A 25,219-nucleotide genomic window follows, 5' to 3' on the forward strand; every position below is an offset into this window, starting at 1 on the left:
CGTCCGTTACCGTGGGTCTTTGTGTCGGTTCCTCCCGAATCACCCGAAGAGGTGACGCAGCGGATCCCGCCCCTCCGTCCGTCGGACACCGCGCCGCTGTGGCGGTCGGAGATCGGGCAGTTGGACTCGCTGCTCGCCCCGCCACCGCCGCAGCCACCGCGCCGTCCCGCGCCCGCCGCGGCGCGCTCCCGTCGCGGCCTGGTGCTCAAGGGCCTGGGCCTGCTCGGCGTGGCGGTGGTGTCCGGCCTGGTCTGGCTGGTCGTGATGCCGAAGAACACCCAGACCGGGACCCCGACCACCACGTCCGCACCGGCCGGTGAGTTCGCGTTCGCCGTCTCGCCGGACGTGCCCGAGCCGTTGAAGGACAGCGACTGCGCGTCGCACGCCTACGGGCAGACCAAGGCGTTCCTGACCGCCACGCCGTGCCAGCAGCTCACTCGCGGCATGTACACGACGACCACGCCCGACGGGGTGAAGGTCTACACGTCCGTGTCGATCGTGCGGATGAAGACCGCCGAGGACGCGGCCAAGCTGAAGGACCTGACCACCCGCGACGGCACCGGCAACGTCAACGACCTGGTCAAGGACGGCGCGGTGAAGGTGCCGAACCTGACCACCCTGGCCAACGGCGGCTTCGCGGCCCGCCAGCAGGACCGCGACGTCATCATCATCGAGTCGGACTCGGTCGAGCACGGCCCCGACGCGGCCGCGCACAACCAGCTGATGAAGCGGATCAGCAACGACGCCTTCCGCCTCGCCGCCGACCTGACCGCCTGACCGGCCGGGGCGTCACCCCACCCCGGCGCCCGGGAACGCGATCGACGTCGGCGTCACCCCGGCCACCTTGCGCCACCGCGTGGCCCGCACCGCCGACACCGTCAGCGCGTCCAGCGCCGACGCCCGCAACGGGCCGTCGTCGGTCCGCTCCAGCACGCCGCGCCACGCCACGCACGCGTCCGTCTCCACCGTGATCAGCGCCGCGACGGCCGAAGCCGCGCTGTCCACCGGCTGTGGCGGCAGGTAGGCCGCCGCCGGGGGCCGGGGCGTCGCGCCCGCGTCGCGCAACCACCGCTCCGTCGCGTCCCTCCGCGCCCGGTGGGCCGTCGCGCCGTCCGCCACCGCCGCCGACTGCTGCGGCGTCGAGATGAACGCGCTCACCAACCCGTACGCCCACACCGCCGCGTGCTCGGCGGCCAACGCGTCCTGCACCGCGTCCACGCTCACGACAACGCCTCCACCAGGCTCGCGCACCCGGCCGCCACCGAGGCGACCAACCCCACCCGGTGCGACTCCACCGTCGCCACCAGGTCCGCCGCCTGCTTGCGCGCCGCCTGCAGCGCGGGCACCAGCGCCTCCCGCGTCGCGCCGGCGGGCGGCGCCACCGGGGCCGACGTGGTCGGCGGCGCGGACGAGCCCGGCACCCGGGGCGTGGCCCGGTCGACCTCGGCCTGCAGCCGCGTGGCGTGCTCGGTGCGCGCCGCGGCCGTCTCCGGCGCACCGGCGGCCGTGGCCAGCGCGGCGTCCGACAGCGCCGCCCTCACCAACTCCGCCAGCGGGTCCGGTGGCGGCGGAGGGGGAGGGGATGTGGTGCACGCGACTGCCAACGGCGCCGTGGCCGTCGCCAGCAGCACCGCGCGCCTGCTGAACGCCGTTCTTCCGATCACGTGTCCCGATCCTGCCAGAGCCGCGCCGCCGCCCGGTCGCCGCCGCGCGCTCGCCCGTGGCACGTGGGAGGCCGCCGAACGAGATAGTCTGGGCGACCACGGCCGGCGAAGTGCAGCGTCGGCCGGGGTTGCCGTGCCCTCTGCACTCGAAGAGAACTTGGAGTCACCACGTGTCCAGCCCGCCGCGCGGAGAACTCGCCGCGCAGCTAGCACCCGTCGTGCGCGAGGCGGTCGAGGCGATCGGCTTCGACCTCGAGCTGCTCGACGTGAACCAGGCTGGGCGTCGCAGGCTGGTCAAGGTGGTCGTGGACGGCGACGAGGGGATCGGCCTGGACGAGGTGGCGCAGGCCAGCCGCGCCGTGTCCGCCGCCCTCGACGCGCACGAGCACCTGATCGCCGGGCCGTACACCCTCGAGGTCACCTCGCCCGGCGCGGACCGCCCGCTCACCAGGCCGCGCCACTGGAAGCGCAACCGGCTGCGCCTGGTGAAGGTCAAGCAGCCGGAGCAGGTCGAGTGGTTCGGCCGCGTCGGCGAGGCCGACGACACGGGCGTCGTGCTGCTGGTCAAGGGCGAGCTGCGCCGCGTCGAGTACCGGACGATCGAGCGCGCCGTCGTCGAAGTCGAGTTCAAGCAGCCGCCGGTCGAAGAGCTCGCGCTCCTCGAAGGCAAGCACCCGAAGGAGGAGTCGGAGTGAACGTCGACATCGCCGCTCTCAGGGCGATCGAACGGGACAAGGACATCCCCTTCGACACCGTCCTCGAAGCCATCGAGACCGCCCTGCTGACCGCCTACAAGCACACCGAGGGCCACCACTCGCACTCGCGCGTGGAGATCGACCGCAAGACCGGCGTGGTGCGCGTGCTCGCGCAGGAGCTCAACCCGGACGGCACCGTGGCCGAGGAGTGGGACGACACCCCCGAGGGGTTCGGCCGCATCGCCGCCACCACCGCACGCCAGGTCATCCTGCAGCGCCTGCGCGACGCCGAGCACGAGCGCACGTTCGGCGAGTTCTCCGCGAAGGAGGGCGAGATCATCGCCGGCGTGGTGCAGCGGGACGCCCGCGCCAACGCGCGCGGCATGGTCGTGGTCCAGATCGGCGACACCGAGGGCGTGCTGCCGCCCGCCGAGCAGGTGCCCGGCGAGTCCTACGAGCACGGCTCGCGCCTCAAGTGCTACGTCGTGGGCGTGTCCCGCGGCGCGCGCGGCCCTCAGATCACCCTGTCGCGCACGCACCCGAACCTGGTGCGCCGGCTGTTCGCGCTCGAGGTGCCCGAGATCGCCGACGGCACCGTGGAGATCCCCGCGGTGGCACGTGAGGCAGGTCACCGTTCGAAGATCGCGGTCCGCACGACCGTGCCCGGCGTCAACGCCAAGGGCGCGTGCATCGGGCCGATGGGCGCCCGGGTGCGCAACGTCATGAGCGAGCTGGCCGGCGAGAAGATCGACATCATCGACCACTCCGACGACCCCGCCACGTTCGTCGGGAATGCCCTCTCACCGGCGAAGGTTGTGTCTGTCCGGGTGCTCGACGAGCGCGCCAAGACGGCACGGGTCGTGGTCCCGGACTTCCAGCTCTCCCTCGCCATCGGCAAGGAGGGGCAGAACGCCCGGCTGGCCGCGCGGCTCACCGGCTGGCGCATCGACATCCGCAGTGATGCGGAGGCCGGCGGGTCCGCTCCGGCGGGCGCATCGACATCCGGTTCGGCTGAATAAGCAATAGGGGATAGACTTCTCAGTGGTTCAACGTCGGGGATCGGATCTCACGCACATCGGCCCGGTTCGTACGTGCATCGGATGCCGCGCTCGGACGTTGCCCTCCGAGCTGCTGCGCGTGGTGGTCGTGGACGGGGCCGTGGTCCCGGACACACGTCGACGGTTGCCCGGTAGGGGTGCATGGCTGCACCCCGATCCGGACTGCCTCCGCAACGCCGAGAAGCGGCGGGCGTTCCCCCGGGCCTTCCGGGTCCAGGGACCGCTCGACGTGGAACGCGTGCGCGGTCACCTCGAGCAGTGTGGGCAGGAGGTCATGGGATCGCCCCGTGACCAGCAGGAAGCAAGGAAGCAGGTCGACCCGTCATGAGTCAGCCGTGAAGCTGAAGACATGAACGCGCGACGTTAAGACGAGGTCGACGGGACTTGCCCGCCGGCCTCCCTCACAGAGGAGTGCAGTGGCAGGTAAGGCCCGCGTGCACGAGCTCGCCAAAGAGCTCGGAGTCACGAGTAAAGAACTGCTGAGCAAGCTCGCCGACCAGGGCGAATACGTGAAGTCCGCGTCCAGCACCGTCGAGGCCCCGGTGGCCCGGCGGCTGCGTGACGCCTACGCCAAGGGCGAGTCCAAGCCCAAGCCGTCCGGCGCCCGCCCGGCGCCGCCGAAGCCCGCGCCGTCGAGCGCGGGTTCGAACGAGACCAAGAGCGACGCCCCGCGTCCGGCGGCTCCCGCCGGCAAGCCGGGCCCGCGACCCGTGCCGGGTCCGAAGCCGATGGCGCCCAAGCCGGTGGCGAAGCCCGCCGCACCGGTGCCCGCGGCGCCGGCCGCGCCCGCCGCGCAGTCCCAGGCTCCCGCTCCGGCCGCGGCCTCGGCTCCGGCGCCCACCCAGGCGCCCAAGCCGGCCCCCGCGCCGCAGCAGCAGCCCCAGCAGCCGCAGCAGGCGCCGAAGACCGGTGGCCCCCGTCCCGGCCCCCGCGCACCGCAGCAGCAGCCCGCGGCGGCGCAGAACACCCCGTCCGTGGTCCCGCCGCGCCCGCAGGCCCCCAAGCCCGCCGGTCCGCGGCCCCCGCGTCCGGGCAACAACCCGTTCGGCGTCGGCGGTGGCGCTCCGGCGCCGCGTCCGCAGGCACCGCGCCCGGCCGCGCCGGGTGGCGGCGAGCGGCCGTCCGGCCCCAAGCCCGGTGACTCGCGTCCGGCCCCCCGTCCGGGTGGTTCGGGCGGCGCGCCCGGCGGTCCCCGGCCCAACCCCGGCAACATGCCGCCGCGGCCGAACCCGGGCATGATGCCCGGTCGCCCGGCGCCCCGCCCCGGTGGCGGCGGTGGCGGCGGTCGCGGCCCCGGTGGTCCCGGTGGCGGCGGCGGTGGCCGCGGTCCCGGTGGCGGCGGCGGTCGTCCCGGTGGTGGCGGTGGCGCCGGTGGCGGCTTCCGTCCCGGTGGCGGTGGTGGCGGCGGCGGTGGCTTCCGTCCCGGTGGCGGTGGTGGCGGCGGCGGTGGCTTCCGCCCCGGCGGCGGTGGCGGCGGTGGCGGTGGCGCCCCGGCCGGTGGTGGCGGCGGTTTCCGCGGTCGTCCCGGTGGTGGCGGTCCCGGTGGACGCGGCGGTGCCGCGGGCGCCTTCGGCCGTCCCGGTGGTCCGGCGCGTCGCGGCCGCAAGTCGAAGCGGCAGAAGCGCCAGGAGTACATGGACAACATGCAGGCGCCGTCGGTCGGTGGCGTCCGCCTGCCCAAGGGCAACGGCGAGACGATCCGCCTGCCGCGTGGCGCCTCGCTGACCGACTTCGCCGACAAGATCAACGCCAACCCGGCCTCGCTGGTGCAGGTGTTGTTCCACCTCGGCGAGATGGTCACCGCGACGCAGTCCGTCTCCGACGAGATCCTGGAGCTCCTGGGCTCCGAGATGAACTACAACGTGCAGGTCGTGTCCCCCGAGGAGGAGGACCGCGAGCTGCTGGAGACGTTCGACATCACCTACGGCGACGACGCCGGCGGCGAGGAGGACCTCCAGATCCGTCCGCCGGTCGTGACCGTCATGGGTCACGTCGACCACGGTAAGACGCGCCTGTTGGACACCATCCGCAAGGCGAAGGTGGCCGAGGGCGAGGCCGGTGGCATCACCCAGCACATCGGTGCCTACCAGGTCCGCACGGAGCTGGAGGGCAACGAGCGCCTCATCACCTTCATCGACACCCCGGGTCACGAGGCGTTCACCGCCATGCGTGCGCGTGGTGCGAACTCGACCGACATCGCGGTCATCGTGGTGGCGGCCGACGACGGCGTGATGCCGCAGACGGTGGAGGCGATCAACCACGCCCAGGCGGCCAACGCGCCGATCGTGGTCGCGGTCAACAAGATCGACAAGGAGGGGGCCAACCCCGCCAAGATCCGCCAGCAGCTCACCGAGTACGGGCTGGTCGCCGAGGAGTACGGCGGCGACACCATGTTCGTGGACATCTCGGCGAAGCAGGGCATCAACATCGACGGCCTGCTGGAAGCGATCCTGCTGACCGCCGACGCCTCGCTCGACCTGCGGGCCAACCCGGAGATGGAGGCGCAGGGCGTCGCCATCGAGGCGCACCTCGACCGCGGTCGCGGTCCGGTGGCCACGGTGCTGGTGCAGCGCGGCACGCTGCGCGTGGGTGACTCGATCGTGGCGGGCGCCGCCTACGGTCGCGTGCGCCGCATGGTGGACGAGCACGGCGTGGACGTCACGGAGGCGACCCCGTCGCGTCCGGTGCAGGTCATCGGTCTGACGTCGGTGCCCGGCGCGGGTGACACGTTCCTCGTGGTCGAGGAGGACCGGGTCGCGCGGCAGATCGCCGAGCGCCGCCAGGCGCGCAACCGCAACGCGATGAACGCCGCGAAGCGCAAGCGCGTCAGCCTGGAGGACTTGGACGCCGCGCTGAAGGAGACCAGCGCCCTCACCTTGATCATCAAGGGTGACAACTCGGGTACCGTCGAGGCCCTCGAGGACGCCCTCATGAAGATCGAGGTCGGCGACGACGTCGAGCTGCGGGTCATCCACCGCGGCGTCGGTGGCATCACCGAAGGCGACATCAACCTCGCCGTCGCGGGTAGCGCCATCGTCCTGGGCTTCAACGTCCGGGCCGAGGGCAAGGCCACCGAGCTCGCCAACCGCGAGGGCGTGGACGTCCGCTACTACACGGTGATCTACCAGGCGATCGACGAGATCGAGCAGGCCCTGAAGGGCATGCTCAAGCCGGAGTACGAAGAGGTTCAGCTGGGCCGCGCGGAGGTCCGCGAGGTCTTCAAGTCCTCCAAGGTCGGCACGATCGCGGGTTGCCTCGTGATGTCGGGCGAGATCCGGCGCAACGCCCGGGCCCGCCTGCTGCGCGACAACAACGTCGTGCAGGAGAACCTGCCGATCAGCTCGCTGCGCCGGTTCAAGGACGACGCGACCGAGGTCCGCGAGGGCTTCGAGTGCGGTCTGACGCTCGGCAACTACAGCGACCTGAAGGTCGGCGACATCATCGAGACGTTCGAGATGCGCGAGAAGCCGCGCGCCTGATCGTCCTCACCCGAGGTGCGGGGCCGTCGCGAGCGGCGGCCCCGCACCCCCGGACACCCTGGTGATCATCTGTGTTCGTCGGTGCCCTTGAGCTGGACGTGCTGCTCGGCGACGTCCACTCGTTGAAGCAGAAGCGGTCCGTGGTGCGGCCCATCGTGGCCGAGCTGCGGCGCAAGTTCGAGGTGTCGGTCGCCGAGGCGGGCCACCTGGACCTGCACCGCCGCGCCCTGATCGGAGTGGCGGCCGTCGCCGCCGACGCCGAGCATGTGAGGGACGTGCTGGCCGCCTGCGAGCGGCTGGTGGCCGGACGCCCCGAGTTGGAACTTCTCTCCGCCCGCCACAGGTTGGTCGGGCCGGAGGACGACTAGCAGACGTCGCCCCGCGGGCGACACAGCGCAACGACAGGAGGGGAGCGCCGTGGCCGACCAGGCACGGGCTCGCAAGCTGGCCAAGCGGATCTCGCAGATCGTCGCTTCCGCGTTGGAGCACGAGGTGAAGGACCCGCGGCTGGCCCGCGTCACCATCACGGACACGAGGGTGACCGGCGACCTGCACGACGCGACGATCTACTACACGGTGCTCGGCGAGAAGCTGGACGCCGAGCCCGACCTCGCCGGTGCGGCGGCGGCGCTGGAGAGCGCCAAGGGCGTGCTGCGCACGATGGTCGGCCAGCAGACCGGTGTCCGGTTCACGCCGACGCTGTCGTTCGTCACGGACACCGTGCCGGACGAGGCACGCCGGATGGACGAGCTGCTGGCCAAGGCCCGGGAGCTGGACGCCGAGGTGGCGCGCATCGCGCACGGCGCGGAGCCCGCGGGCGAACCCGACCCGTACAAGCCCGCGCGCGAGGCCGAGGACGCCGACTAGCGTTCTCGTCGTGCACAACGATCCGAGCTTGATCGACCCGGGCCCGTCCGGCGGCGCCCGTCCGTCCGACGACCTGGGCGCGGACCTCGCCGAGGCCGCTCGCGTCCTGTCCGCCGCCACCGACGTGACATTGCTGGCGCACGTGAACCCCGACGCGGACGCGTTGGGCAGCGCGCTGGCGCTGGGGTTGGCGCTGCACCGCCGCGGTGTGGCGGTGCGGGTGTCGTTCGGCGCGCCGGACGAGGTGCCGGAGACGTTGCGGGGCCTGGACGTGGCGGGGCTGCTGGTACCCGCTTCGGCGGTGCCCGCCGCGCCGCCCGTGCTGGTCGCGTTGGACACGGGCAGTGTCGGGCGGCTGGGTCCGTTGGCCGACCGGGTGTCCACCGCCGGTGTGGTGGTGGTGTTGGACCACCACGTGTCGAACCCGCGGTTCGGGCACGTGAACGTGGTGGACGACCGGGCCGAGGCGACCGCGCTGGTCGTGCTGCGGCTGCTGGACGAGCTGGGCGTGGAGCTGGACGAGCCGGTGGCCCGCTGCGTGTACGCGGGTCTGGTGACGGACACGCGGTCGTTCCGGCACGCGTCGGCGACCACGCACGAGGTGGCGGCCCGGTTGCTCGCGGCCGGGGTGGACGCCGAGGCCGTGGCGCGGCCGTTGATGGACTCTCACCCGTTCGGGTATCTCGGGATGTTGGCGAAGGTGCTGAGCCGGGCGTGCCTGGAGCGTGAGGCGGCGGGCGGGCTGGGGTTCGTGCACGCGGTCGTGACGCTGGAGGACGCCTCCGGGCTGCGGCCCGAGGAGGTCGAGAGCGTGGTCGACCTGGTGCGCACCACGGCCGAGGCCGAGGTGGCGGCGGTGCTCAAGGAGCTGCGTCCGTCGTCGTGGTCGGTGTCGTTGCGCGCGGTGAGCCGGGTGGACGTGCGCGAGGTGGCGCAGCTGCTCGGCGGCGGTGGCCACCGGCTGGCCGCGGGCTTCACCGCCACCGGCCCGGCCGACGCGGTGCTGGCGAACCTGCGGGCGGCGCTGGAGACCGTGGCCGCGTCCTGAGCGTGGGACTCGGGTGTTCCGAACGGCAGGACTCCCGCGTCCCGGACGCAGGGCTCACGCGGGAGTCCTGCGTCCGGGACGCGCGTGTCGTGCATTGAGGGGATCGGGTGGAGGAGCGGGTTCCGGCGCGGCGGGTGGTCGGGTTGGCCGCGCCCGCGCTGGTGGTGCTGGCGGCCGAGCCGCTGTACGTGCTGGTGGACACGGCGGTCGTGGGGCACCTCGGCGCGCTGCCGCTGGCCGGGCTGGCGCTGGGCGGTGTGCTGTTCACGCAGGTCGCGACCCAGTTGACGTTCCTGTCCTACGGCACGACGGCCCGCACGGCACGGCTGTTCGGCGCCGGGCGGCGGCCCGAGGCCGTCGAGGAGGGCGTGCAGGCGACGTGGCTCGCGCTGGCCGTCGGCGCGCTGGTGATCGTGCTCGGGCAGCTCCTGGCCGGTCCCGCCGCACGGCTGCTCGCCGGTGGCGGCGAGGTGGCGGACAACGCCGCCTCGTGGCTGCGGATCGCGTTGTTCGGCGCGCCGTTCGTGCTGGTCACGATGGCGGGCAACGGGTGGATGCGCGGCGTGCAGGACACCCGCCGCCCGCTGCGGTACGTGCTGGTCGGCAACGGCATCTCGGCCGTGCTGTGCCCGCTGCTCGTGCACGGCGCGGGCTGGGGCCTGGAGGGCTCGGCCGTCGCGAACGTGATCGCGCAGGTGCTGTCGGCCGGGTTGTTCTTCCGCGCGCTGCGCGCGGAACGGGTGGGCCTGCGGCCCGACCGGCACCGGATGCGGGCCCAGCTCGGCCTCGGGCGGGACCTGGTGCTGCGCAGCCTCGCGTTCCAGGCGTGCTTCCTGTCCGCCGCGTCGGTGGCCGCGCGCACGTCGGTCGGCGCGGTCGGCGCGCACCAGGTGGTGCTGCAGCTCTGGACGTTCCTCGCGCTGGTGCTGGACTCGCTGGCGATCGCCGCGCAGTCGATCGTGGGCGAGGCGCTGGGCGCGCGGCGCCGGGAGCAGGCGCGCCGGTTCGCCTGGCAGGTCACCGGGTACGGGCTGTGGTTCGGCGTGCTGCTCGGGGTGCTGTTCGCGGCGGTGTCCGGGCCGCTGCCGATGCTGTTCACCGCCGACCGGGCCGTGCTGGACGAGATCCCGCACGCCTGGTGGTTCTTCGTCGGGTTGCAGCCGATCGCGGGCGTGGTGTTCGCGCTGGACGGCGTGCTGCTCGGCGCGGGCGACGCGAAGTTCCTGCGGACCGCGACCCTGGCGTCGGCGGCGCTGGGCTTCCTGCCGCTGGTGTGGGCGTCCTCCGCGTTCGGCTGGGGCCTGGTCGGCATCTGGAGCGGCCTGTCGGCGTTCATGGTGCTGCGGCTCGTGCTGGTGCTCGTGCGGACCCGGTCCGGGGAGTGGGCGCGCGTAGGGGCGGTGTGACCAGGCGTGATGTGGTGAGCGGCACCCCCTGGAATCGTTAACACGAGGCAAGTGTTTCTCGATACTGGGAGTGCTGCCGCACGGAAGCCTAGGAGACCCGCCTTGCCGGTCGATCGTGCCACGAAACAAGCGTGGCTGATCTGGTCAACCGCCGTCCTCGTCTACATCGCCGCCCTGTTCCACCGCACCTCGCTGGGCGTGGCCAGCCTGGAGGCGGGCGACCGCTTCGCCGTCGGGCCCGCCGCGCTGGGCACGTTCACGGTCCTGCAGATCGGCCTCTACGCGCTGATGCAGATCCCCACCGGCCTGCTGGTGGACCGCTTCGGCCCGCGCCGCGTGCTGACCGCCGCCGCCCTGCTCATGGGCCTGGGGCAGGTCCTGTTCGCGGTCGCCGACTCCTACCCGCTCGGCCTGGCCGCCCGCGCCGTGCTCGGCGTCGGCGACGCCATGACGTGGGTCAGCGTGCTGCGCCTGGCCGCCGCGCACTTCCCGCCCCGCCGGTTCACCCTGGTCATGACGTTGTCCGCGGCGCTGGGCGGCGCGGGCAACCTGGTCGCGACCGTGCCGCTGACGTTGCTGCTGGAGGACGCGGGCTGGACGGTGACGTTCCTGGTCGCGGGCCTGGGCACGGCGGCGTACGCGGCGGTGGTCTCGTGGCGGGTCCGCGAGGTGCCCGACGGCGTGCCGCAGCCGGTGGTCGAGCCCGTGCCGCTGCGCGCGGTGGGCGCGAAGGTCCGCGACGCGTGGCGCGAGCCGAGCACGCGGCTCGGGTTCTGGGTGCACTTCACGTCGATGTCGACGCCCGCCGTGCTCGGCCTGCTGTGGGGGTTCCCGTACCTGGTCGAGGCGCAGGGCCTGTCGCGGCCGTCGGCGTCGGCGGTGCTGAGCACGCTGGTGCTGGTGGCGATCGTGACCGGGCCGGTGATGGGCACGGTGATCGGCGGTCGGCCCGAGTGGCGGATGCCGATCGTCGGCACCTACCTGGCGGTGGCCGTGCTGTGCTGGGCCGTGCTGCTGGGCTGGCCGGGCGGCGTGCTGCCGACACCCGTGCTGTACCCGGTGTTCGCGGTGCTGGCGCTGGGCAACCCGGCGTCCGGCGTGGCGTTCGCGCTGGTGCGCGACTACAACCCGCTGCACCGGGTGAGCACGGCGACCGGTGTGGCCAACGTCGGCGGGTTCGGCGCGGTCACGTCCACCGCGCTGGCCGTGGGCGTGCTGCTGGACGTGGTCGAGCCGCACCTGGCCGCGCCGCAGGCGTACCGGGTCGCGTTCCTGTCCGTGGTCTCGGTGCTGCTGGTGGGCGTGTGGCGGACGGTGGTGTGGTGGCGCCGCGCGCGTGCCGCGGTGTTCGCCGCCGTGGACCGGGGCGAGGCCGTGCCCGTGCAGTTGCGCCGCCGTCGGTGGGACGTGCTGGTCGAGGCTTAGGATCCTCGTCCGTGTCCGCAACCTCTCGTCCTCCTGTCCCGCCCGGCCTCGTCGTGATCGACAAGCCCGACGGCATGACCTCCCACGACGTGGTGGCCCGGGTCCGCCGCATCCTCGGCACCCGCAAGGTCGGGCACGCGGGCACGCTCGACCCGATGGCGACCGGCGTGCTCGTGCTCGGCATCGAGCGGGCCACCAAGCTGCTCGGCCACCTCGCGCTGGACAGCAAGGCCTACCTGTCGACCATCCGCCTGGGCTCGGCCACGACCACCGACGACGCCGAGGGTGAGGTGCTGTCCACCACCGACGCGTCCGAAGTGGACGAGGACGCGATCCGGGCGGGCGTGGCCAAGCTGACCGGTGCGATCGAGCAGGTGCCCAGCGCGGTGAGCGCGGTGAAGATCGACGGCAAGCGCGCGTACGCGCGGGTCCGCGCCGGCGAGGCCGTGGAGATCCCGGCGCGCCCGGTGACGGTGCACCGCTTCGACGTGCTGGCGATCCGCCGCGAGGAGGCCGCCACCGAGCTCGACGTGATGGTGGAGTGCTCGTCCGGCACCTACGTCCGCGCGCTGGCCCGCGACCTGGGCGCGGACCTCGGCGTCGGCGGCCACCTGGCGGCCCTGCGCCGCACCCGCGTCGGCCCGTTCGACCTGCGCGTGGCCAAGACCCTGGAGCAGCTGGAGAGCGCGCCCGGGCTGTCGCTGGACCTGGACGCCGCCGTGTCCACCGCCTTCCCCCGCCGCGAGATCGCGCCGCGCGAGGCGATCGCCCTGTCGCACGGCCAGCGCCTGGCCGCGGGCGGCCTGGACGGCACGTACGGCGTCTTCGGCCCGGACGGCCACGTGGTCGCGCTGGCCAAGGACGAGGGCCCGATCGCCAAGCCGTTGGTGGTACTCGCGCCGGTCGGATGAGGCCTACGGTGGGTGCCATGGCGAGATGGGTGTGGCCGGCCGCGGCCGGTGTGGTGACGTCGGCCACCGGGGTGGCGATCAACCTGGCCACGGACGGCGGGGCGAACCCGTGGACCTGGGTGGCGGTCGTGCTGCTGACCGCGTTGGGCGTGGTCGTGGCGCTGCGCGTGCAGGCGTCGTCGGCCAAGCCGCCCGCTCCGGAACCGCCGAGGTCGACCGTGCACAACTCGATCACCGGCTCCGTGACCGGTCCCGTGGTGCAGGCGGGCGACATCGCCGGCGGCCTCACGGTCAACTCGCCGACCACCGTGAACCAGACCGCGGTCGCGCGCGACGGCGGCACGGTCCACCAGGCCGGCCGTGACGTGCGCCGCGACTAGCCCGACCTCGGGCGGCACGGCGGCGTCGACCGCCTAGGCTTGCCCGCGTGCAACGCTGGAGAGGGCTCGACCACCTGCCCGGCGGCTGGGGCCGCTGCGTGGTGACCATCGGCGTGTTCGACGGGGTGCACCGCGGGCACCAGGCGCTGATCGACCGTGCGGTCGGGTTGGCCGAGGAGAAGGGCGTGCCCAGCGTCCTGATCACCTTCGACCCGCACCCGTCCGAAGTGGTCCGACCGGGCAGCCACCCGGCGCAGCTGACCAGCCTGCGCCGCCGCGCGGAACTGGTGGAGGGCCTGGGCGTGGACGTGTTCTGCGTCATCCCGTTCACCGCCGAGGTGGCGCGCACCCCGGCCGACGAGTTCGCGCACGAGGTGCTGGTGGAGCAGCTGCACGTGGCGGCCGTGGTGGTGGGGGAGAACTTCACGTTCGGCCACAAGGCGGCCGGCACCGTGGAGCTGCTGCGCGCGCTGGGCAAGAGGTTCGGTTTCGTGACCGAGGGGGCGGATCTGGTGACCGACGACGGGGTGACGTACTCGTCGACCTACATCCGGGCGTGCATCGACGCGGGCGACGTGGCCGCCGCGGCGCAGGCGCTCGGCCGGCCGCACCGGCTGGAGGGCATCGTGGTGCGCGGTGACGGCCGGGGCAAGGAGCTCGGCTTCCCCACGGCCAACCTGTCCACCACGCGGTTCGCCGCCGTGCCCGCGGACGGCGTGTACGCGTGCTGGTTCGTGCACGGGTCGGGCCGCCGGCTCAAGGCCGCCGTCAGCGTGGGCACCAACCCGACGTTCTCCGGCCGGGAACGGCGGGTCGAGGCGTTCGTGCTCGACGTGGACGAGGACTTCTACGGCCAGCGCGTGGCGCTCGACTTCGTGGACCGGCTGCGGGACATGGAGAAGTTCGACGGCGTCGAGTCGCTGCTGGAGCAGATGCACCGCGACGTGGCCACGACCCGTGACCTCCTGACGGATCCGGGTGACGCCTGAGGGGTTGAACCAGGTGGGTGGAACCGGCCGTGTGACGCCTGACGACCTGGCAAGATGCCTGTCACGTCCGTCGGTCAGGGGAGAGGCGAAGGTGGAGGACCACAAGATCGTCCAGCGCAACCTCGCGTTGCAGCGGGAGTGGTACGGGGAGCCCTTGGGCGACCGGGTGCGGCGGTTGGTGGTCGCGTTCAACGTCTCGCAGGCGCAGCTCGCCGACGTGCTGGGCATCAGCGCCCCCATGCTGAGCCAGGTCATGAGCGGCCGCCGGGCCAAGATCGGCAACCCGTCCGTGCTGGCGCGGATGATCATGTTGGAGCGCAAGGTCCTCACCCCCGACGTGGCGTCCGGCTCGCCCGAGGCCTTGCAGCTCGCCCTGGAGGACGTGCGGCAGTCGAAGCCCACCGTGAGCCGCGACTCACTGCCGGTGAACGGCAGCGCGGACGACGAGGCCGTGGTGTTCCCGTTCCTGCGCCGCCTGGCCGACCGCCGCGAGCTGTCGCAGGCCGCCGACGTGCTGGGCGAGGACTTCCCGGCCCTGGCGGAGCTGCTGCGCCGCGCGGGCAAGGGCCGCGACGCCTGACCACCCCGACCCGACCGCCCGTGAGCCTGTTCTCCGCGATCTTCCCGCCCGCCGACGTCGTCGACGAGCTGCACGACGCCCTCCTCCCGATCCGTCGGGCCCACCCGCGGCTGCGCTGGCAACACCCGGCCCGCTGGCACGTCACCGTCCGGTTCTTCGGCGAGGCCGAGCCCGCCGACCAGCTCGCCGGCCTGGACCGCGTCACCGCGCCCGTCCTGCGGCTGCGCGGCAGCGGCACGTTCCGCCAGGTGCTGTGGATCGGCGTGGACGGCGCGCTGGCCGAGCTGGGCGAGGCGGCGCACGTGCCGCCGGACTGGCGCCCGCACCTCACCGTCGCCCGCGGTGCACCGCTGCCGCACGTGGAGTTCACCGGTCGTGAGTGGACCGCGACCGAGGTCGTGCTGGTCCGCAGCCGTCCGGTGGAGGGCTACGCGGTGCTCGACCGAGTGCCCTTGAGCACGTCAAACGCGTAGCGGGTGGCCACTGCTGGTAGCCTCGACATTTGGGTCTGGCTGCGGTCCGTGGCGGCCAGCACCGACTACCCCGCTCGCGGGCGGGGCCGCACGGCACTTAACCAGCACAAGGAGTAACAAGCACGTGGCACTGACCACCCAGGAAAAGAAGACCATCCTCGCCGAGTACGGCGTCCACGACACGGACACCGGTTCCGCCGAGGCCCAGGTCGCGCTGCTGAGCAAGCGCATCGCCGACCTGACGGAGCACCTGAAGAAGCACAAGCACGACCACCACTCGCGTCGTGGCCTGCTCCTGCTGGTCGGCCGGCGTCGCCGGCTGCTGAACTACCTCCAGAAGGTGGACATCCAGCGCTACCGCGCCCTCATCGGGCGGCTCGGCCTGCGCAGGTGAGACGTGCCGAGGGGGAGTGACCGTCCGGTCACTCCCCCTCGGCGTTATCGAAAACAAGACGAGGGAAGCACGCGCGGCGAACGGGACGACAGTTCGCCGGTCCTCGGTAGTGGCCCCCTGGTGGACGACACCCAGGGGACTTCGATCGAAGACCGGCCTCGTCCGAACCGCGATCCCGCGCCACGAGCGCGCTGTGACCCGCATGACGAGGAGTACCCATATGACGGACATCGAGGTCCACGAGACTTCCGCTGTGATCGACAACGGTCGGTTCGGCACGCGCACCATCCGCTTCGAGACCGGCCGCCTGGCGCGCCAGGCGGCGGGCTCGGTCGTCGCCTACCTGGACGACGAGACGATGCTGCTGTCGGCGACGACGGCGTCGAAGCACCCCAAGGAGCACTTCGACTTCTTCCCCCTCACGGTGGACGTCGAGGAGCGCATGTACGCCGCGGGCCGCATCCCCGGCTCGTTCTTCCGCCGCGAAGGCCGCCCGTCGACCGACGCGATCCTGACCTGCCGGCTGATCGACCGGCCGCTGCGCCCGTCCTTCGTGGACGGTCTGCGCAACGAGATCCAGGTCGTCATCACGGTGATGAGCCTGAACCCGGCCGACCTGTACGACGTCGTGGCGATCAACGCCGCGTCGGCGTCCACGCAGCTCGCGGGCCTGCCGTTCTCCGGCCCCATCGGCGGCGTCCGGGTGGCGCTGATCGAGGGCCAGTGGGTGGCGTTCCCGACCCACGAGCAGCTGGAGAAGGCCGTGTTCGACATGGTCGTCGCCGGTCGCGTGGTGGGTGACGACGTCGCGATCATGATGGTCGAGGCCGAGGCCACCGAGAAGGCGATCGACCTGATCGGCGAGGGCGCGCAGGCGCCCACCGAGGAGGTCGTGGCCGCCGGCCTCGAGGCCGCCAAGCCGTTCATCAAGGTGCTGTGCGACGCGCAGGCGCAGCTCGCGCAGGTCGCGGCGAAGGCCACCGGCGAGTTCCCGACCTACCCGGCCTACCAGCCCGACGCCTTCGAGGCCGTCGAGCAGGCCGGCGCGGGCGAGCTGGCGCAGGCGCTGACCATCGCGGGCAAGCAGGAGCGCGAGTCCCGCATCGACGAGGTCAAGGCGTCGGTGCTGGAGAAGCTGGCCGAGCAGTTCGAGGGGCGCGAGAAGGAGGTCGGCGCGGCGTTCCGCTCGCTGACCAAGAAGCTGGTGCGCCAGCGCATCCTGCGCGACAAGGTGCGCATCGACGGCCGCGGCCTCACCGAGATCCGGTCGCTGTCGGCCGAGGTCGAGGTCATCCCGCGGGCGCACGGCTCGGCGCTGTTCGAGCGCGGCGAGACTCAGATCCTGGGTGTCACCACGCTGAACATGCTGCGCATGGAGCAGCAGATCGACTCGCTGTCCCCGGAGACGCACAAGCGCTACCTGCACCACTACAACTTCCCGCCGTTCTCCACCGGTGAGACCGGCCGCGTGGGCTCGCCCAAGCGGCGCGAGATCGGCCACGGCGCGCTGGCCGAGCGGGCGCTGATGCCCGTGCTGCCCAAGCGCGAGGAGTTCCCCTACGCGATCCGCCAGGTGTCCGAGGCGCTGGGCTCCAACGGCTCGACGTCCATGGGCTCGGTCTGCGCGTCCACGATGTCGCTGCTCAACGCCGGCGTGCCGCTGAAGGCGCCGGTCTCGGGCATCGCCATGGGCCTGGTGTCCGACGAGGTCGACGGCAAGACGGAGTACGTCGCGCTGACCGACATCCTCGGCGCCGAGGACGCGTTCGGCGACATGGACTTCAAGGTCGCCGGCACCAAGGAGTTCGTCACCGCGCTCCAGCTCGACACCAAGCTCGACGGCATCCCGTCCGACGTGCTCGCGGGCGCGCTGGGCCAGGCTCGCGACGCGCGCCTGACCATCCTGGAGGTCATGGCCGAGGCCATCGACAGCCCGGACGAGATGAGCCCGTTCGCGCCGCGCGTGACGTCGGTCAAGATCCCGACCGACAAGATCGGCGAGGTCATCGGCCCGAAGGGCAAGATGATCAACTCGATCACCGAGCAGACCGGTGCCGACATCTCCATCGAGGACGACGGCACGATCTACGTCGGCGCGGCGGACGGCCCGTCGGCCGAGGCCGCGATCGGCCTGATCAACGCGATCGCGAACCCGCAGCTGCCGAAGGTGGGCGAGCGCTTCCTGGGCACCGTGGTGAAGACCGCGGCGTTCGGCGCGTTCGTGTCCCTGCTCCCGGGCAAGGACGGCCTGATCCACATCTCCAAGCTGGGCAACGGCAAGCGCATCAACAAGGTCGAGGACGTCGTCAACGTCGGCGACAAGCTCCGCGTCGAGATCGCGGACATCGACCAGCGCGGCAAGATCAGCCTGGTGCTGGTGAACGAGGACGCGGACGCGGCCCCGGCTGCCGACAACCCCGCCCAGGACGCCGCACCCGCCGAGGCCGAGGCCTCCGCGCAGTGACGACGAGCGTCAACGGGACGGCCGCGGGTGCTTCCAGCACTCGCGGCCGTCCGCTTCCGCGCAGGCTCGGGCACCTCCAGAAGCCCGGCAGCACGGTGTCGCTGGAACGCGGTGACGCGGGTCTGGCCGTGCGCCGCAGCGTGCTGCCGTCGGGGCTGAGGGTCATCACCGAGCGCATCCCCGGCGTGCGGTCGGCGTCGGTGGGCCTGTGGGTGCAGGTCGGGTCGCGCGACGAGCGGGTCGAGGTCGCGGGCGCCGCGCACTACCTGGAGCACCTGCTGTTCAAGGGCACGGCACGGCGCACGGCGGCGCAGATCGCGGAGGAGATCGACGCGGTCGGCGGCGAGCTGAACGCGTTCACCGCCAAGGAGCACACCTGCTACTACGCGCACGTCCTGGACGAGGACCTGCCGCTGGCCATGGACCTCGTGTGCGACGTGGTGTTCGACGCGCTGTGCGAGCCGCGCGACTTCGAGACCGAGCGCGGCGTCGTGCTCGAAGAGATCGCCATGCGCGACGACGACCCGGAAGACCTGCTGCACGACGCGTTCCTGGACGCCCTGCTGGGCGAGCACGCGCTCGGCCGGCCGGTGCTGGGCACCGAGCAGTCCATCGGGGACATGGACCGCGACGCGCTGTTCGGCTTCTACAAGAAGCGGTACACGCTGCCGCGGATGGTGCTCGCGGTGGCGGGCAACATCGACCACGCGCAGGTGATGCGCCTGGTGCGCAAGCAGATCGGCGACCGGCTCGACCGCGTCGGCACGCCCGTCGCGCCGCGTGCCGGCCGGGCCCGCATCCCGGGGTCGCGCAAGCTGGTGCTGCACTCCGACGACACCGAGCAGGCGCACCTGATGCTGGGCGTGCGCGGCCTGGACCGGCACGACGAGCGCCGGTTCGCGTTGAACGTGCTCAACGCCGCGCTGGGCGGCGGGATGAGCTCGCGGCTGTTCCAGGAGGTCCGGGAACGGCGCGGCCTGGCCTACCAGGTGTACTCGTCGGTCGGCCTGTACGCGGACGCGGGCACGTGGTCGGTCTACGCGGGCTGCCAGCCGGACCGGCTCGGCGACGTGGCGGGCGTGGTGCGCGACGTGCTGTCCACCGTGGCGCGCGAGGGGTTGAGCGACGCGGAGGTGGCCCGCGGCAAGGGCCAGCTGCGCGGCGGGCTCGTGCTGGGCCTGGAGGACACCAGCTCGCGGATGTCGCGCATCGGCAAGGGCGAGCTGAACTACGGCGACTACCTGTCGGTGGAGCAGACGTTGGCGCGCATCGACGCGGTCACCGCGGCCGACGTGGCCGCGTTGGCGCGGGACTTGCTGCGACGCCCCGTCGCCGCCGCCGTGGTCGGCCCTTACGCTCACGCCGACGATCTGCCGCCCCAGGTGCACGAGGTGATCTCTTGACTGCCCAGTCCCCGCTCGACCCTGCCACCAGGTCTCCGGCCGAACCGCTCCGCGTGGGCGTCATCGGCGCCAGGGGCCGCATGGGCGCCGAGGTGTGCCGCGCGGTCGAGGCCGCGCCGGACATGGAAGTCGTCGCGATGGTCGACGCGGGCGACTGGCTGTTCAACCTGGCCGACGCCGGGGCGCAGGTCGCGGTCGACTTCACCAGCCCCGAGGTGGTGATGGACAACATCCGGTTCTGCGTCGACAACGACATCCACGCCGTGGTCGGCACCTCCGGGTTCGACGCCCAGCGGCTGGGCACCGTGTCGGAGTGGCTGGACCGGAAGCCGGAGCTGGGCGTGCTGGTCGCGCCGAACTTCGCCATCGGCGCGGTGCTGTCCATGCGGTTCGCCGAGCTGGCCGCCCCCTACTACGAGTCGGCCGAGGTCATCGAGCTGCACCACCCGCGCAAGGTGGACGCGCCCTCCGGCACGGCCGCGCACACCGCCCGGCTGATCTCGCAGGCGCGGGAGGCGGCCGGGTCGGGCCCGATGCCGGACGCGACGACCCAGGAGGCGCCCGGCGCCCGTGGCGCGCTCGTCGGCGACGTGCGGGTGCACTCGCTGCGCGTGGCCGGGCTGATCGCGCACCAGGAGGTCGTGTTCGGCACGGAGGGCGAGACGCTGACGCTGCGGCACGACTCGCTGGACCGCAAGTCGTTCATGCCGGGCGTGCTGCTGGCCGTGCGGTCGATCGCGCGGCACCCGGGGCTGTCCGTGGGGCTCGACAAGTACATGGACCTCTGATCCGCCCGATGGGGCGAAGCCCGATGGAGCGGAAGCAGTCGTGAAGACCAGGACCGTCGCGTTCCTCGTCACCGCCGCCCTGGTGGTGTACTTCGTGCTGCTCGGCGGCCGGGCCGTGGTGCTGCTGGGCACCGGCGACCCGGTCGGCATCGGCCTCGGCGTCGGCGTGCTGGTGCTGCCGCTGATCGGCGCGTGGATCGCGTGGACGAACCTGAGGTTCGGCTTCACCACCCAGCGGATGGCGCGGCAGCTCGACGCCGAGGGCGGTCTCCTCGACACGTCGGACCTGCCGCGCCGCCCGTCCGGCCGGGTGGACCGGGACGCGGCCGACGCGTGGTTCGAGCAGCGCCGCGCGGACGTGGAGGCGCGCCCGCGGGACTGGCGGACGTGGTTCCTGCTGGCGCAGGCCTACGACCTGGCCGGGGATCGCGGCCGGGCGCGGGAGACGATGCGGAAGGCGATCGACCTCTACGGGTCGCCGACGAATCCGGTGTAGACCAGCCGGGTGAGACGTGATTCATTCGGACTTAACGTTCTCTTGCCTTGGATCATTCGGTGAGCGTGGTTACCGTAGGTGACATGGTCAAAACCTGCGAGAACCTGCGGCTGACCGTCGCCTGCGTGGTCGTCGCCATCGCCCTGGGCGTTGCGCTCACCTTGGGCTGACCGAGCCGATCTCCTGGGGAAGAATCAGGCGAACCGCCGCACGTCCTCCCCTGGAGTCCCCATGCACTTCGCTCGGATCGTCCGGGCGGCGCTCGCCGTCGTCGCGGCCCTGGTCGCGGCCGGTCTCGTCCTGCCGGTCGCCACCGCGCGGGCCGCGGTGGGCTGCGACGTCGACTACGCGATCACGGACCAGTGGCGCGGCGGGTTCGGCGCGCGGGTCACCCTCACGAACCTGGGCGACCCGCTGTCGGGCTGGACGCTGGAGTGGGCGTTCACGGCCGGGCAGAAGATCAGCTCGGAGACGTGGAACGGCGTGTTCACCCAGGCCGGCGCCGCCGTGCGGGTGCGCAACGCCGGGCACAACGGCGCGGTGGGCACGGGCCGGTCGGTGACGGTCGGCTTCAACGGCACCTGGTCGGGCAGCAACCCCGCGCCCACCTCGTTCACCGTGGACGGCGTGCCGTGCACCGGCTCGGTCGTGACCGCGGCCCCGACGAGTGGCGCTCCGGAGCCGTCGGCAACGACGACGACCGCCGCGGCACCGTCCGCCACGAGCGCGACGACGGCCTCCACGACGACCACCACCAGGACGTCGGTGTCCTCGTCCTCGGCGTCGGCCACGAGCTCGACCTCCGAGTCGGCGGCGGCCTCCGGGACGTTCGACTGGCCGACCGCGTCACCGAAACCCGCGGTCGTGCTGTCCGCGGACATCAGCCCCGAGAGCGGGGTGGACGCGCTGCGCCTGGGCCTGGTCATCAGCCTGCTCGTGGCGGCGGTGGGCATCGCCGTCCTGCTGGTGGTGCGCCGCCACCTCGGGCGGGTGGGTGACCACTCCGGCGAGCGACGGTAGGCGGTCACACGACCGGGTGGTTCACCGTGCGATCACCCGAATGGCCGGGTAGCCGAAGAGGCATGGATCGATCAGCGGTGGACCGCCTCTACGACTGCGACGTGCTGGATCGGCACGGCCGGCCCATCGGACCGGTCGCGGAGCTGTGGCTGGCCGGTGGCCGCCCGTTGTGGGCCACCGTGCGCAGCGACGGCGGGACCACGCTGGTGCCGATCCGGGGTGCCCAGGTGCGCGACCGCAGGCTCGTGGTGCCGGTCGAGAAGCGGGAGGTGGAGGACGCGCCGAAGGTCGGCGACCGGGAGCTCTCCGAGGCCGAGCAGGCCGAGTTGCACGACCACTACGGGCTGACGCTGCCCGAGCAGCGGTTGGTGCGCCACCGGCGCGGCGCTAGTGCACCCACCAGCCAGCCACCGCGGCAGGTGAGGCGGCGAGCACGCTGAACCGGGCGAACCGGCCGACCACGCTGGTCGAGACGAACAACCAGGACGACATGCCCGCCAGTCCCGCGAGCACCGTGGTGAACATGAACGGCGGCAGGCCGACCACCGCGCTGACCGCGTGCGTGCCGAACATCCAGTGCGGGTGCCGGTGGCAGCGCACGCGCACCCACTCCAGCCGCGCCCTCCACTTCAGCCGCCGCGGCGAGAGCGGCTTGGCCTTCTTCTCCTCGCGCTTCAGGAACGCGGGCAGGCGCAGCGACCCGCGCGCGGCCAGGAAGTAGACCATCTTGCCCAGCACCTGGCCCAGCGCCACCGCGAGCCCGATCCACCACCACGAGATGCCCGGCTGCTGGGTCACCAGGCCGAGCACGAAGAGCTCGATGCTGATCAGGGGTAACAGGGCGGAGCCGAAGGCGACGCTGAACGTGAGGCACAACCACGCGAGCACCCCGGCGACGCTACCCGTGCGGTCAAGGCTCCAGCAGTAGGGACAACCCCCCGGTAACCCTGATTTCGCGCAACGGTCGCCCACCGGCGTCCAGCGTCCGCACGGTGCCGTCGGCAGCCCACTCGGCCCGGCCGTAGAAGCCGATCGACGCCTTGTCCGCCTCCGGGACCCACGCGACACCCCTGGTCGCACCCGCTTCCCGCAGGCGCAGGGCGGCGGTGGCGAGCAACCTGCCGCCGTGGCCGCGCCGTCCCCAGCGCGGTTCCACGAGCACGTGCAGCAGCGCGGTCGTGGCCGCGTCGTCGGGCAGCGAGCCGTCCGCGCGCGCCACCTCGTCCTCGGGCGCCATGCCGGCGACGCAGAACCCGACGGTCCACTGCCCCTCGGCGGCGACGAACACCTGGCCGTGCGCGACCGCCTCGGCCCACGCGGGCGCGGTCCGGTCCACGTCCAGCCCGTCCAGCACCTCGGCGGGCACCAGGTCCCGGTAGGCGGTGCGCCAGGTGTCGCGGTGGATGCGGGCGATCTCCGCCACGTCGTCGGGCTGCGCGGTGCGCACGGTGGCGTCGGCCATGTCGGCACCCTATCGGCCGCCCGGTGGCGGGCGGGCGCGTGGTGATCGGCTCGCCTTCGGGCACCGGTGGCGGAAATCCGCGTGATCCCGGGCGGGTCGGCGTGACAGCGTCGGTGACGTGCGTTGGGCAGCGTTGGGCGTCGTGTACGTGGTCTGGGGTTCCACCTACCTGGGCATCAAGTTCACCATCGAGTCGATGCCGCCGCTGGTGTCGGGGGGTGCGCGGTTCCTCGTCGCGGGCGCGGTGCTCGCGCTGGTGGTGGCGTGGCGCGGCGGGCTGCGGATGACGCGGCGGCAGTTCGGCTCGGCGGTGCTGCTGGGGTTGTTGCTGCCGGCCTGGGGCAACGGGCTCGTGGTGCTGGCCGAGCAGTCCGTGGCGTCGGGGCTGGCGGCGCTGCTGGTGGCGGTCGTGCCGCTGTACGTGGTGCTGATGCGGCGGATCGCCGGGGAACGACCGCACGGCGTGACGTACGCGGGTGTGGCCATCGGGCTGGGCGGGCTGGCCGTGCTGTTGTCGGACGACATGGGGGAGTCGTCGTGGTGGGGGCCGTGGGTGGTGCTGCTGGCGGCGTTCGGGTGGGCCCTGGGGTCGTTCCTGAGCAACCGGTTGGACACGCCCGCGAACCCGTTCGCGTTGTCGGCGGTCGAGATGCTCGCCGGCGGGGTGGCGTTGACGGTGGTGGGGCTGGCCGCGGGGGAACGGGTGTCGCCCGGGGAGATCACCACGTCGTCGTGGGCGGCGTGGGTCTACCTGGTGGTGTTCGGGTCGTTGTTGGCGTTCAGCTCCTACGTCTACGTGCTGGGCCAGTTGCCGGTGTCGACGGTGGCGACCTACGCGTACGTGAACCCGGTGATCGCGGTGGTGCTCGGGGTGTGGCTGGCCGACGAGCGGTTCGGGCCGTTGCAGCTGCTCGGCGGTGCGCTGGTGGTGGTCGCGGTGGTGCTCGTGGTGCGGGCCGAGCGGAAACGTCGTACCCCGGTGGGAGGATCCGTCCGTGCAGAAGATGAGCGCTGACGTCGCCCGCCGGATCGCGCTGGGCGCACAGGGTTTCGCCGATCCCCGGCCCGTCACCGAGCCGTCCCGGCGGCACCTGCTCAAGGCGTTGTCGCGGATCCGGTTGCTGCAGCTGGACTCGGTGAACGTGGCGGTTCGCGCGCACTACATGCCGTTGTTCAGCAGGCTCGGCGCCTACGCGCCGTCCCTGGTGGACGACGCGGCGTGGTCGCACAGCGCCCGCAAGCCGCGGTTGCTGGTGGAGTACTGGGCGCACGAGGCGAGCCTGGTCCCGGTGGAGGACTGGCCGCTGCTGCACTCCGGGGCCAAGCGGTCGGGCTGGTGGAAGAACTACACGGAGATCGCCGAGCGCTCCCCGCAGCTCGTGGACGACATCCTGGCGGTGGTGAAGGAGCTGGGGCCGGTCGGCGCGGGCGCGATCGAGCGGGCGCTGGCAGGCGGCGGGCCGCGGGCGAAGGACCACTGGGGCTGGAACTGGTCGGAGGTCAAGAAGGTCTGCGAGTACCTGTTCGGCGAGGGCGTGCTGACGACCGGGTCGCGGCGCGGGTTCGAGCGGCTGTACGACCTGACCGAACGGGTGCTGCCGCCGGAGGTGGTGGCGCGGCGGCTGACGATCCCGGCGGAGGAGGGCGCGCGCGAGCTGGTGGCGCGGGCGGCCGCGGCGATGGGCGTGGCGACGGAGCCGGACCTGCGCGACTACTACCGGTTGCAGCCGGCGCGCAGCCGGCAGGCGGTGGCCGAGCTGGTCGACGCCGGGGTGCTGGAGCCGGTGGAGGTGCGGGGCTGGGGCGTGCCCGCGTACCGGCACGTGGAGGCGCGCGTGCCGCGCCGGATCACCGGGCGGGCGCTGCTGTGCCCGTTCGACCCGCTGATCTGGGAGCGGGCCCGGACCGAGCGGATCTTCGACTTCTTCTACCGGATCGAGATCTACGTGCCCGCGCCGAAGCGGGTGCACGGCTACTACGTGTTCCCGTTCCTGCTGGACGGCGAGCTGGTCGGCCGGGTGGACCTGAAGGCGGACCGGGCGGCGGGCGTGCTGCGCGTGCAGGCGGCGCACTCCGAGCCGACCGCGGACGTGGGCCGGGTCGCGGTCGAGCTGGCCGCCGAGCTGCGGCACATGGCGGACTGGCTGGAGCTGGACGACGTCGTGGTGGTGCCGAAGGGCGACCTGGCGCCGGCGTTGGGCGCGGTGGTGGGGTGAC

The 25,219-nt window shown here is 72.8% G+C and carries 27 protein-coding genes and 1 pseudogene; 24 read left to right on the forward strand and 4 right to left on the reverse strand.

Features of this window, described 5'->3' with window-relative positions:
- The first annotated feature begins 21 nt into the window (after positions 1-21).
- Complete coding sequence (locus FHX81_RS29175; protein ID WP_141981274.1) at positions 22-777, forward strand: hypothetical protein; 756 nt, start codon at positions 22-24, stop codon at positions 775-777.
- Between the two features lie 12 nt (positions 778-789).
- Here the strand turns inward: FHX81_RS29175 and FHX81_RS41405 are convergent, their stop codons facing one another.
- The gene (locus FHX81_RS41405; protein WP_246108021.1) at positions 790-1,224 is read right to left on the reverse strand and encodes a ferritin-like domain-containing protein; all 435 of its coding nucleotides are present in this window, start codon (positions 1,222-1,224) and stop codon (positions 790-792) included.
- The gene (locus tag FHX81_RS41410; protein ID WP_211363594.1) at positions 1,221-1,664 is read right to left on the reverse strand and encodes a hypothetical protein; all 444 of its coding nucleotides are present in this window, start codon (positions 1,662-1,664) and stop codon (positions 1,221-1,223) included. The genes FHX81_RS41405 and FHX81_RS41410 overlap by 4 nt, the downstream gene beginning before the upstream one ends.
- 170 nt (positions 1,665-1,834) lie before the next feature.
- Between FHX81_RS41410 and rimP the strand changes: the two genes are divergently transcribed.
- The 21 genes and pseudogenes from rimP (at position 1,835) to FHX81_RS29295 (ending at position 21,980) form a co-directional block, all read left to right on the forward strand.
- Positions 1,835-2,359 (forward strand): ribosome maturation factor RimP, encoded by a 525-nt coding sequence (rimP, locus tag FHX81_RS29190; RefSeq protein WP_141981278.1) that lies wholly within the window; start codon positions 1,835-1,837, stop codon positions 2,357-2,359.
- Positions 2,356-3,378 carry a transcription termination factor NusA gene (gene nusA / locus FHX81_RS29195; protein WP_141981280.1) on the forward strand — a complete coding sequence of 341 codons (1,023 nt, stop codon included), beginning with the start codon at positions 2,356-2,358 and terminating at the stop codon, positions 3,376-3,378. The genes rimP and nusA overlap by 4 nt, the downstream gene beginning before the upstream one ends.
- Before the next feature lie 22 nt (positions 3,379-3,400).
- Positions 3,401-3,745 carry a YlxR family protein gene (locus tag FHX81_RS29200; RefSeq protein WP_141981282.1) on the forward strand — a complete coding sequence of 115 codons (345 nt, stop codon included), beginning with the start codon at positions 3,401-3,403 and terminating at the stop codon, positions 3,743-3,745.
- Between the two features lie 88 nt (positions 3,746-3,833).
- Positions 3,834-6,896, forward strand: a complete 3,063-nt coding sequence (infB, locus tag FHX81_RS29205) for a translation initiation factor IF-2 (protein ID WP_141981284.1) — start codon at positions 3,834-3,836, stop codon at positions 6,894-6,896.
- Between the two features lie 71 nt (positions 6,897-6,967).
- Positions 6,968-7,264 carry a DUF503 domain-containing protein gene (locus FHX81_RS29210; protein ID WP_141981286.1) on the forward strand — a complete coding sequence of 99 codons (297 nt, stop codon included), beginning with the start codon at positions 6,968-6,970 and terminating at the stop codon, positions 7,262-7,264.
- A 28-nt stretch (positions 7,265-7,292) separates the two neighbouring features.
- Positions 7,293-7,763, forward strand: a pseudogene (rbfA, locus tag FHX81_RS29215) (30S ribosome-binding factor RbfA); the annotation flags it as partial.
- 73 nt (positions 7,764-7,836) lie between these two features.
- On the forward strand, positions 7,837-8,811 hold the full coding sequence (locus FHX81_RS29220) for a DHH family phosphoesterase (RefSeq protein ID WP_141984195.1): 975 nt from the start codon (positions 7,837-7,839) through the stop codon (positions 8,809-8,811).
- A gap of 107 nt (positions 8,812-8,918) precedes the next feature.
- A complete protein-coding gene (locus tag FHX81_RS29225) occupies positions 8,919-10,217 on the forward strand; it encodes an MATE family efflux transporter (protein WP_141981289.1) in 1,299 nt (432 codons plus the stop codon).
- 102 nt (positions 10,218-10,319) lie between these two features.
- Complete coding sequence (locus FHX81_RS29230; RefSeq protein ID WP_141981291.1) at positions 10,320-11,642, forward strand: MFS transporter; 1,323 nt, start codon at positions 10,320-10,322, stop codon at positions 11,640-11,642.
- 11 nt (positions 11,643-11,653) lie between these two features.
- The gene (truB, locus tag FHX81_RS29235) at positions 11,654-12,553 is read left to right on the forward strand and encodes a tRNA pseudouridine(55) synthase TruB (RefSeq protein ID WP_141981293.1); all 900 of its coding nucleotides are present in this window, start codon (positions 11,654-11,656) and stop codon (positions 12,551-12,553) included.
- A gap of 17 nt (positions 12,554-12,570) precedes the next feature.
- The gene (locus FHX81_RS29240) at positions 12,571-12,933 is read left to right on the forward strand and encodes a hypothetical protein (protein ID WP_141981295.1); all 363 of its coding nucleotides are present in this window, start codon (positions 12,571-12,573) and stop codon (positions 12,931-12,933) included.
- A gap of 47 nt (positions 12,934-12,980) precedes the next feature.
- The gene (locus tag FHX81_RS29245; protein WP_141981297.1) at positions 12,981-13,922 is read left to right on the forward strand and encodes a bifunctional riboflavin kinase/FAD synthetase; all 942 of its coding nucleotides are present in this window, start codon (positions 12,981-12,983) and stop codon (positions 13,920-13,922) included.
- Positions 13,923-14,013: 91 nt separating this feature from the next.
- A complete protein-coding gene (locus tag FHX81_RS29250; protein WP_141981298.1) occupies positions 14,014-14,502 on the forward strand; it encodes a helix-turn-helix domain-containing protein in 489 nt (162 codons plus the stop codon).
- 20 nt (positions 14,503-14,522) lie between these two features.
- On the forward strand, positions 14,523-14,975 hold the full coding sequence (locus FHX81_RS29255; RefSeq protein ID WP_170232212.1) for a 2'-5' RNA ligase family protein: 453 nt from the start codon (positions 14,523-14,525) through the stop codon (positions 14,973-14,975).
- Between the two features lie 124 nt (positions 14,976-15,099).
- Positions 15,100-15,369, forward strand: coding sequence for a 30S ribosomal protein S15 (rpsO, locus tag FHX81_RS29260; RefSeq protein ID WP_141981300.1), 270 nt, complete (start codon positions 15,100-15,102; stop codon positions 15,367-15,369).
- A 220-nt stretch (positions 15,370-15,589) separates the two neighbouring features.
- Positions 15,590-17,833, forward strand: a complete 2,244-nt coding sequence (locus FHX81_RS29265) for a polyribonucleotide nucleotidyltransferase (protein ID WP_141981302.1) — start codon at positions 15,590-15,592, stop codon at positions 17,831-17,833.
- Between the two features lie 95 nt (positions 17,834-17,928).
- Positions 17,929-19,236 carry a M16 family metallopeptidase gene (locus FHX81_RS29270; protein ID WP_425473894.1) on the forward strand — a complete coding sequence of 436 codons (1,308 nt, stop codon included), beginning with the start codon at positions 17,929-17,931 and terminating at the stop codon, positions 19,234-19,236.
- Positions 19,233-20,024, forward strand: a complete 792-nt coding sequence (gene dapB / locus FHX81_RS29275; RefSeq protein WP_141981306.1) for a 4-hydroxy-tetrahydrodipicolinate reductase — start codon at positions 19,233-19,235, stop codon at positions 20,022-20,024. The genes FHX81_RS29270 and dapB overlap by 4 nt, the downstream gene beginning before the upstream one ends.
- Positions 20,025-20,064: 40 nt before the next feature.
- A complete protein-coding gene (locus FHX81_RS29280; RefSeq protein ID WP_141981308.1) occupies positions 20,065-20,520 on the forward strand; it encodes a tetratricopeptide repeat protein in 456 nt (151 codons plus the stop codon).
- Between the two features lie 231 nt (positions 20,521-20,751).
- A complete protein-coding gene (locus FHX81_RS41415; protein ID WP_211363595.1) occupies positions 20,752-21,540 on the forward strand; it encodes a cellulose-binding domain-containing protein in 789 nt (262 codons plus the stop codon).
- A 62-nt stretch (positions 21,541-21,602) separates the two neighbouring features.
- Positions 21,603-21,980: a PRC-barrel domain-containing protein gene (locus tag FHX81_RS29295; RefSeq protein ID WP_141981309.1), complete on the forward strand. Its 378-nt coding sequence runs from the start codon at positions 21,603-21,605 to the stop codon at positions 21,978-21,980.
- Here FHX81_RS29295 and FHX81_RS29300 read toward each other — a convergent pair.
- Together FHX81_RS29300 and FHX81_RS29305 are read right to left on the reverse strand one after the other, a co-directional pair.
- Positions 21,928-22,428, reverse strand: a complete 501-nt coding sequence (locus FHX81_RS29300; protein WP_141981311.1) for a VTT domain-containing protein — start codon at positions 22,426-22,428, stop codon at positions 21,928-21,930. The genes FHX81_RS29295 and FHX81_RS29300 overlap by 53 nt on opposite strands.
- A 22-nt stretch (positions 22,429-22,450) precedes the next feature.
- Positions 22,451-23,002, reverse strand: coding sequence for a GNAT family N-acetyltransferase (locus FHX81_RS29305; RefSeq protein ID WP_141981313.1), 552 nt, complete (start codon positions 23,000-23,002; stop codon positions 22,451-22,453).
- 118 nt (positions 23,003-23,120) lie between these two features.
- Here FHX81_RS29305 and FHX81_RS29310 point away from each other — a divergent pair, with 118 nt between their 5' ends.
- Positions 23,121-24,017 (forward strand): EamA family transporter, encoded by an 897-nt coding sequence (locus FHX81_RS29310; RefSeq protein WP_141981315.1) that lies wholly within the window; start codon positions 23,121-23,123, stop codon positions 24,015-24,017.
- Positions 24,007-25,218: a winged helix-turn-helix domain-containing protein gene (locus FHX81_RS29315; protein ID WP_141981317.1), complete on the forward strand. Its 1,212-nt coding sequence runs from the start codon at positions 24,007-24,009 to the stop codon at positions 25,216-25,218. The genes FHX81_RS29310 and FHX81_RS29315 overlap by 11 nt, the downstream gene beginning before the upstream one ends.
- Position 25,219 lies beyond the last annotated feature (1 nt).

This window comes from Saccharothrix saharensis (genome assembly GCF_006716745.1).
Lineage (GTDB): Bacteria > Actinomycetota > Actinomycetes > Mycobacteriales > Pseudonocardiaceae > Actinosynnema > Actinosynnema saharense.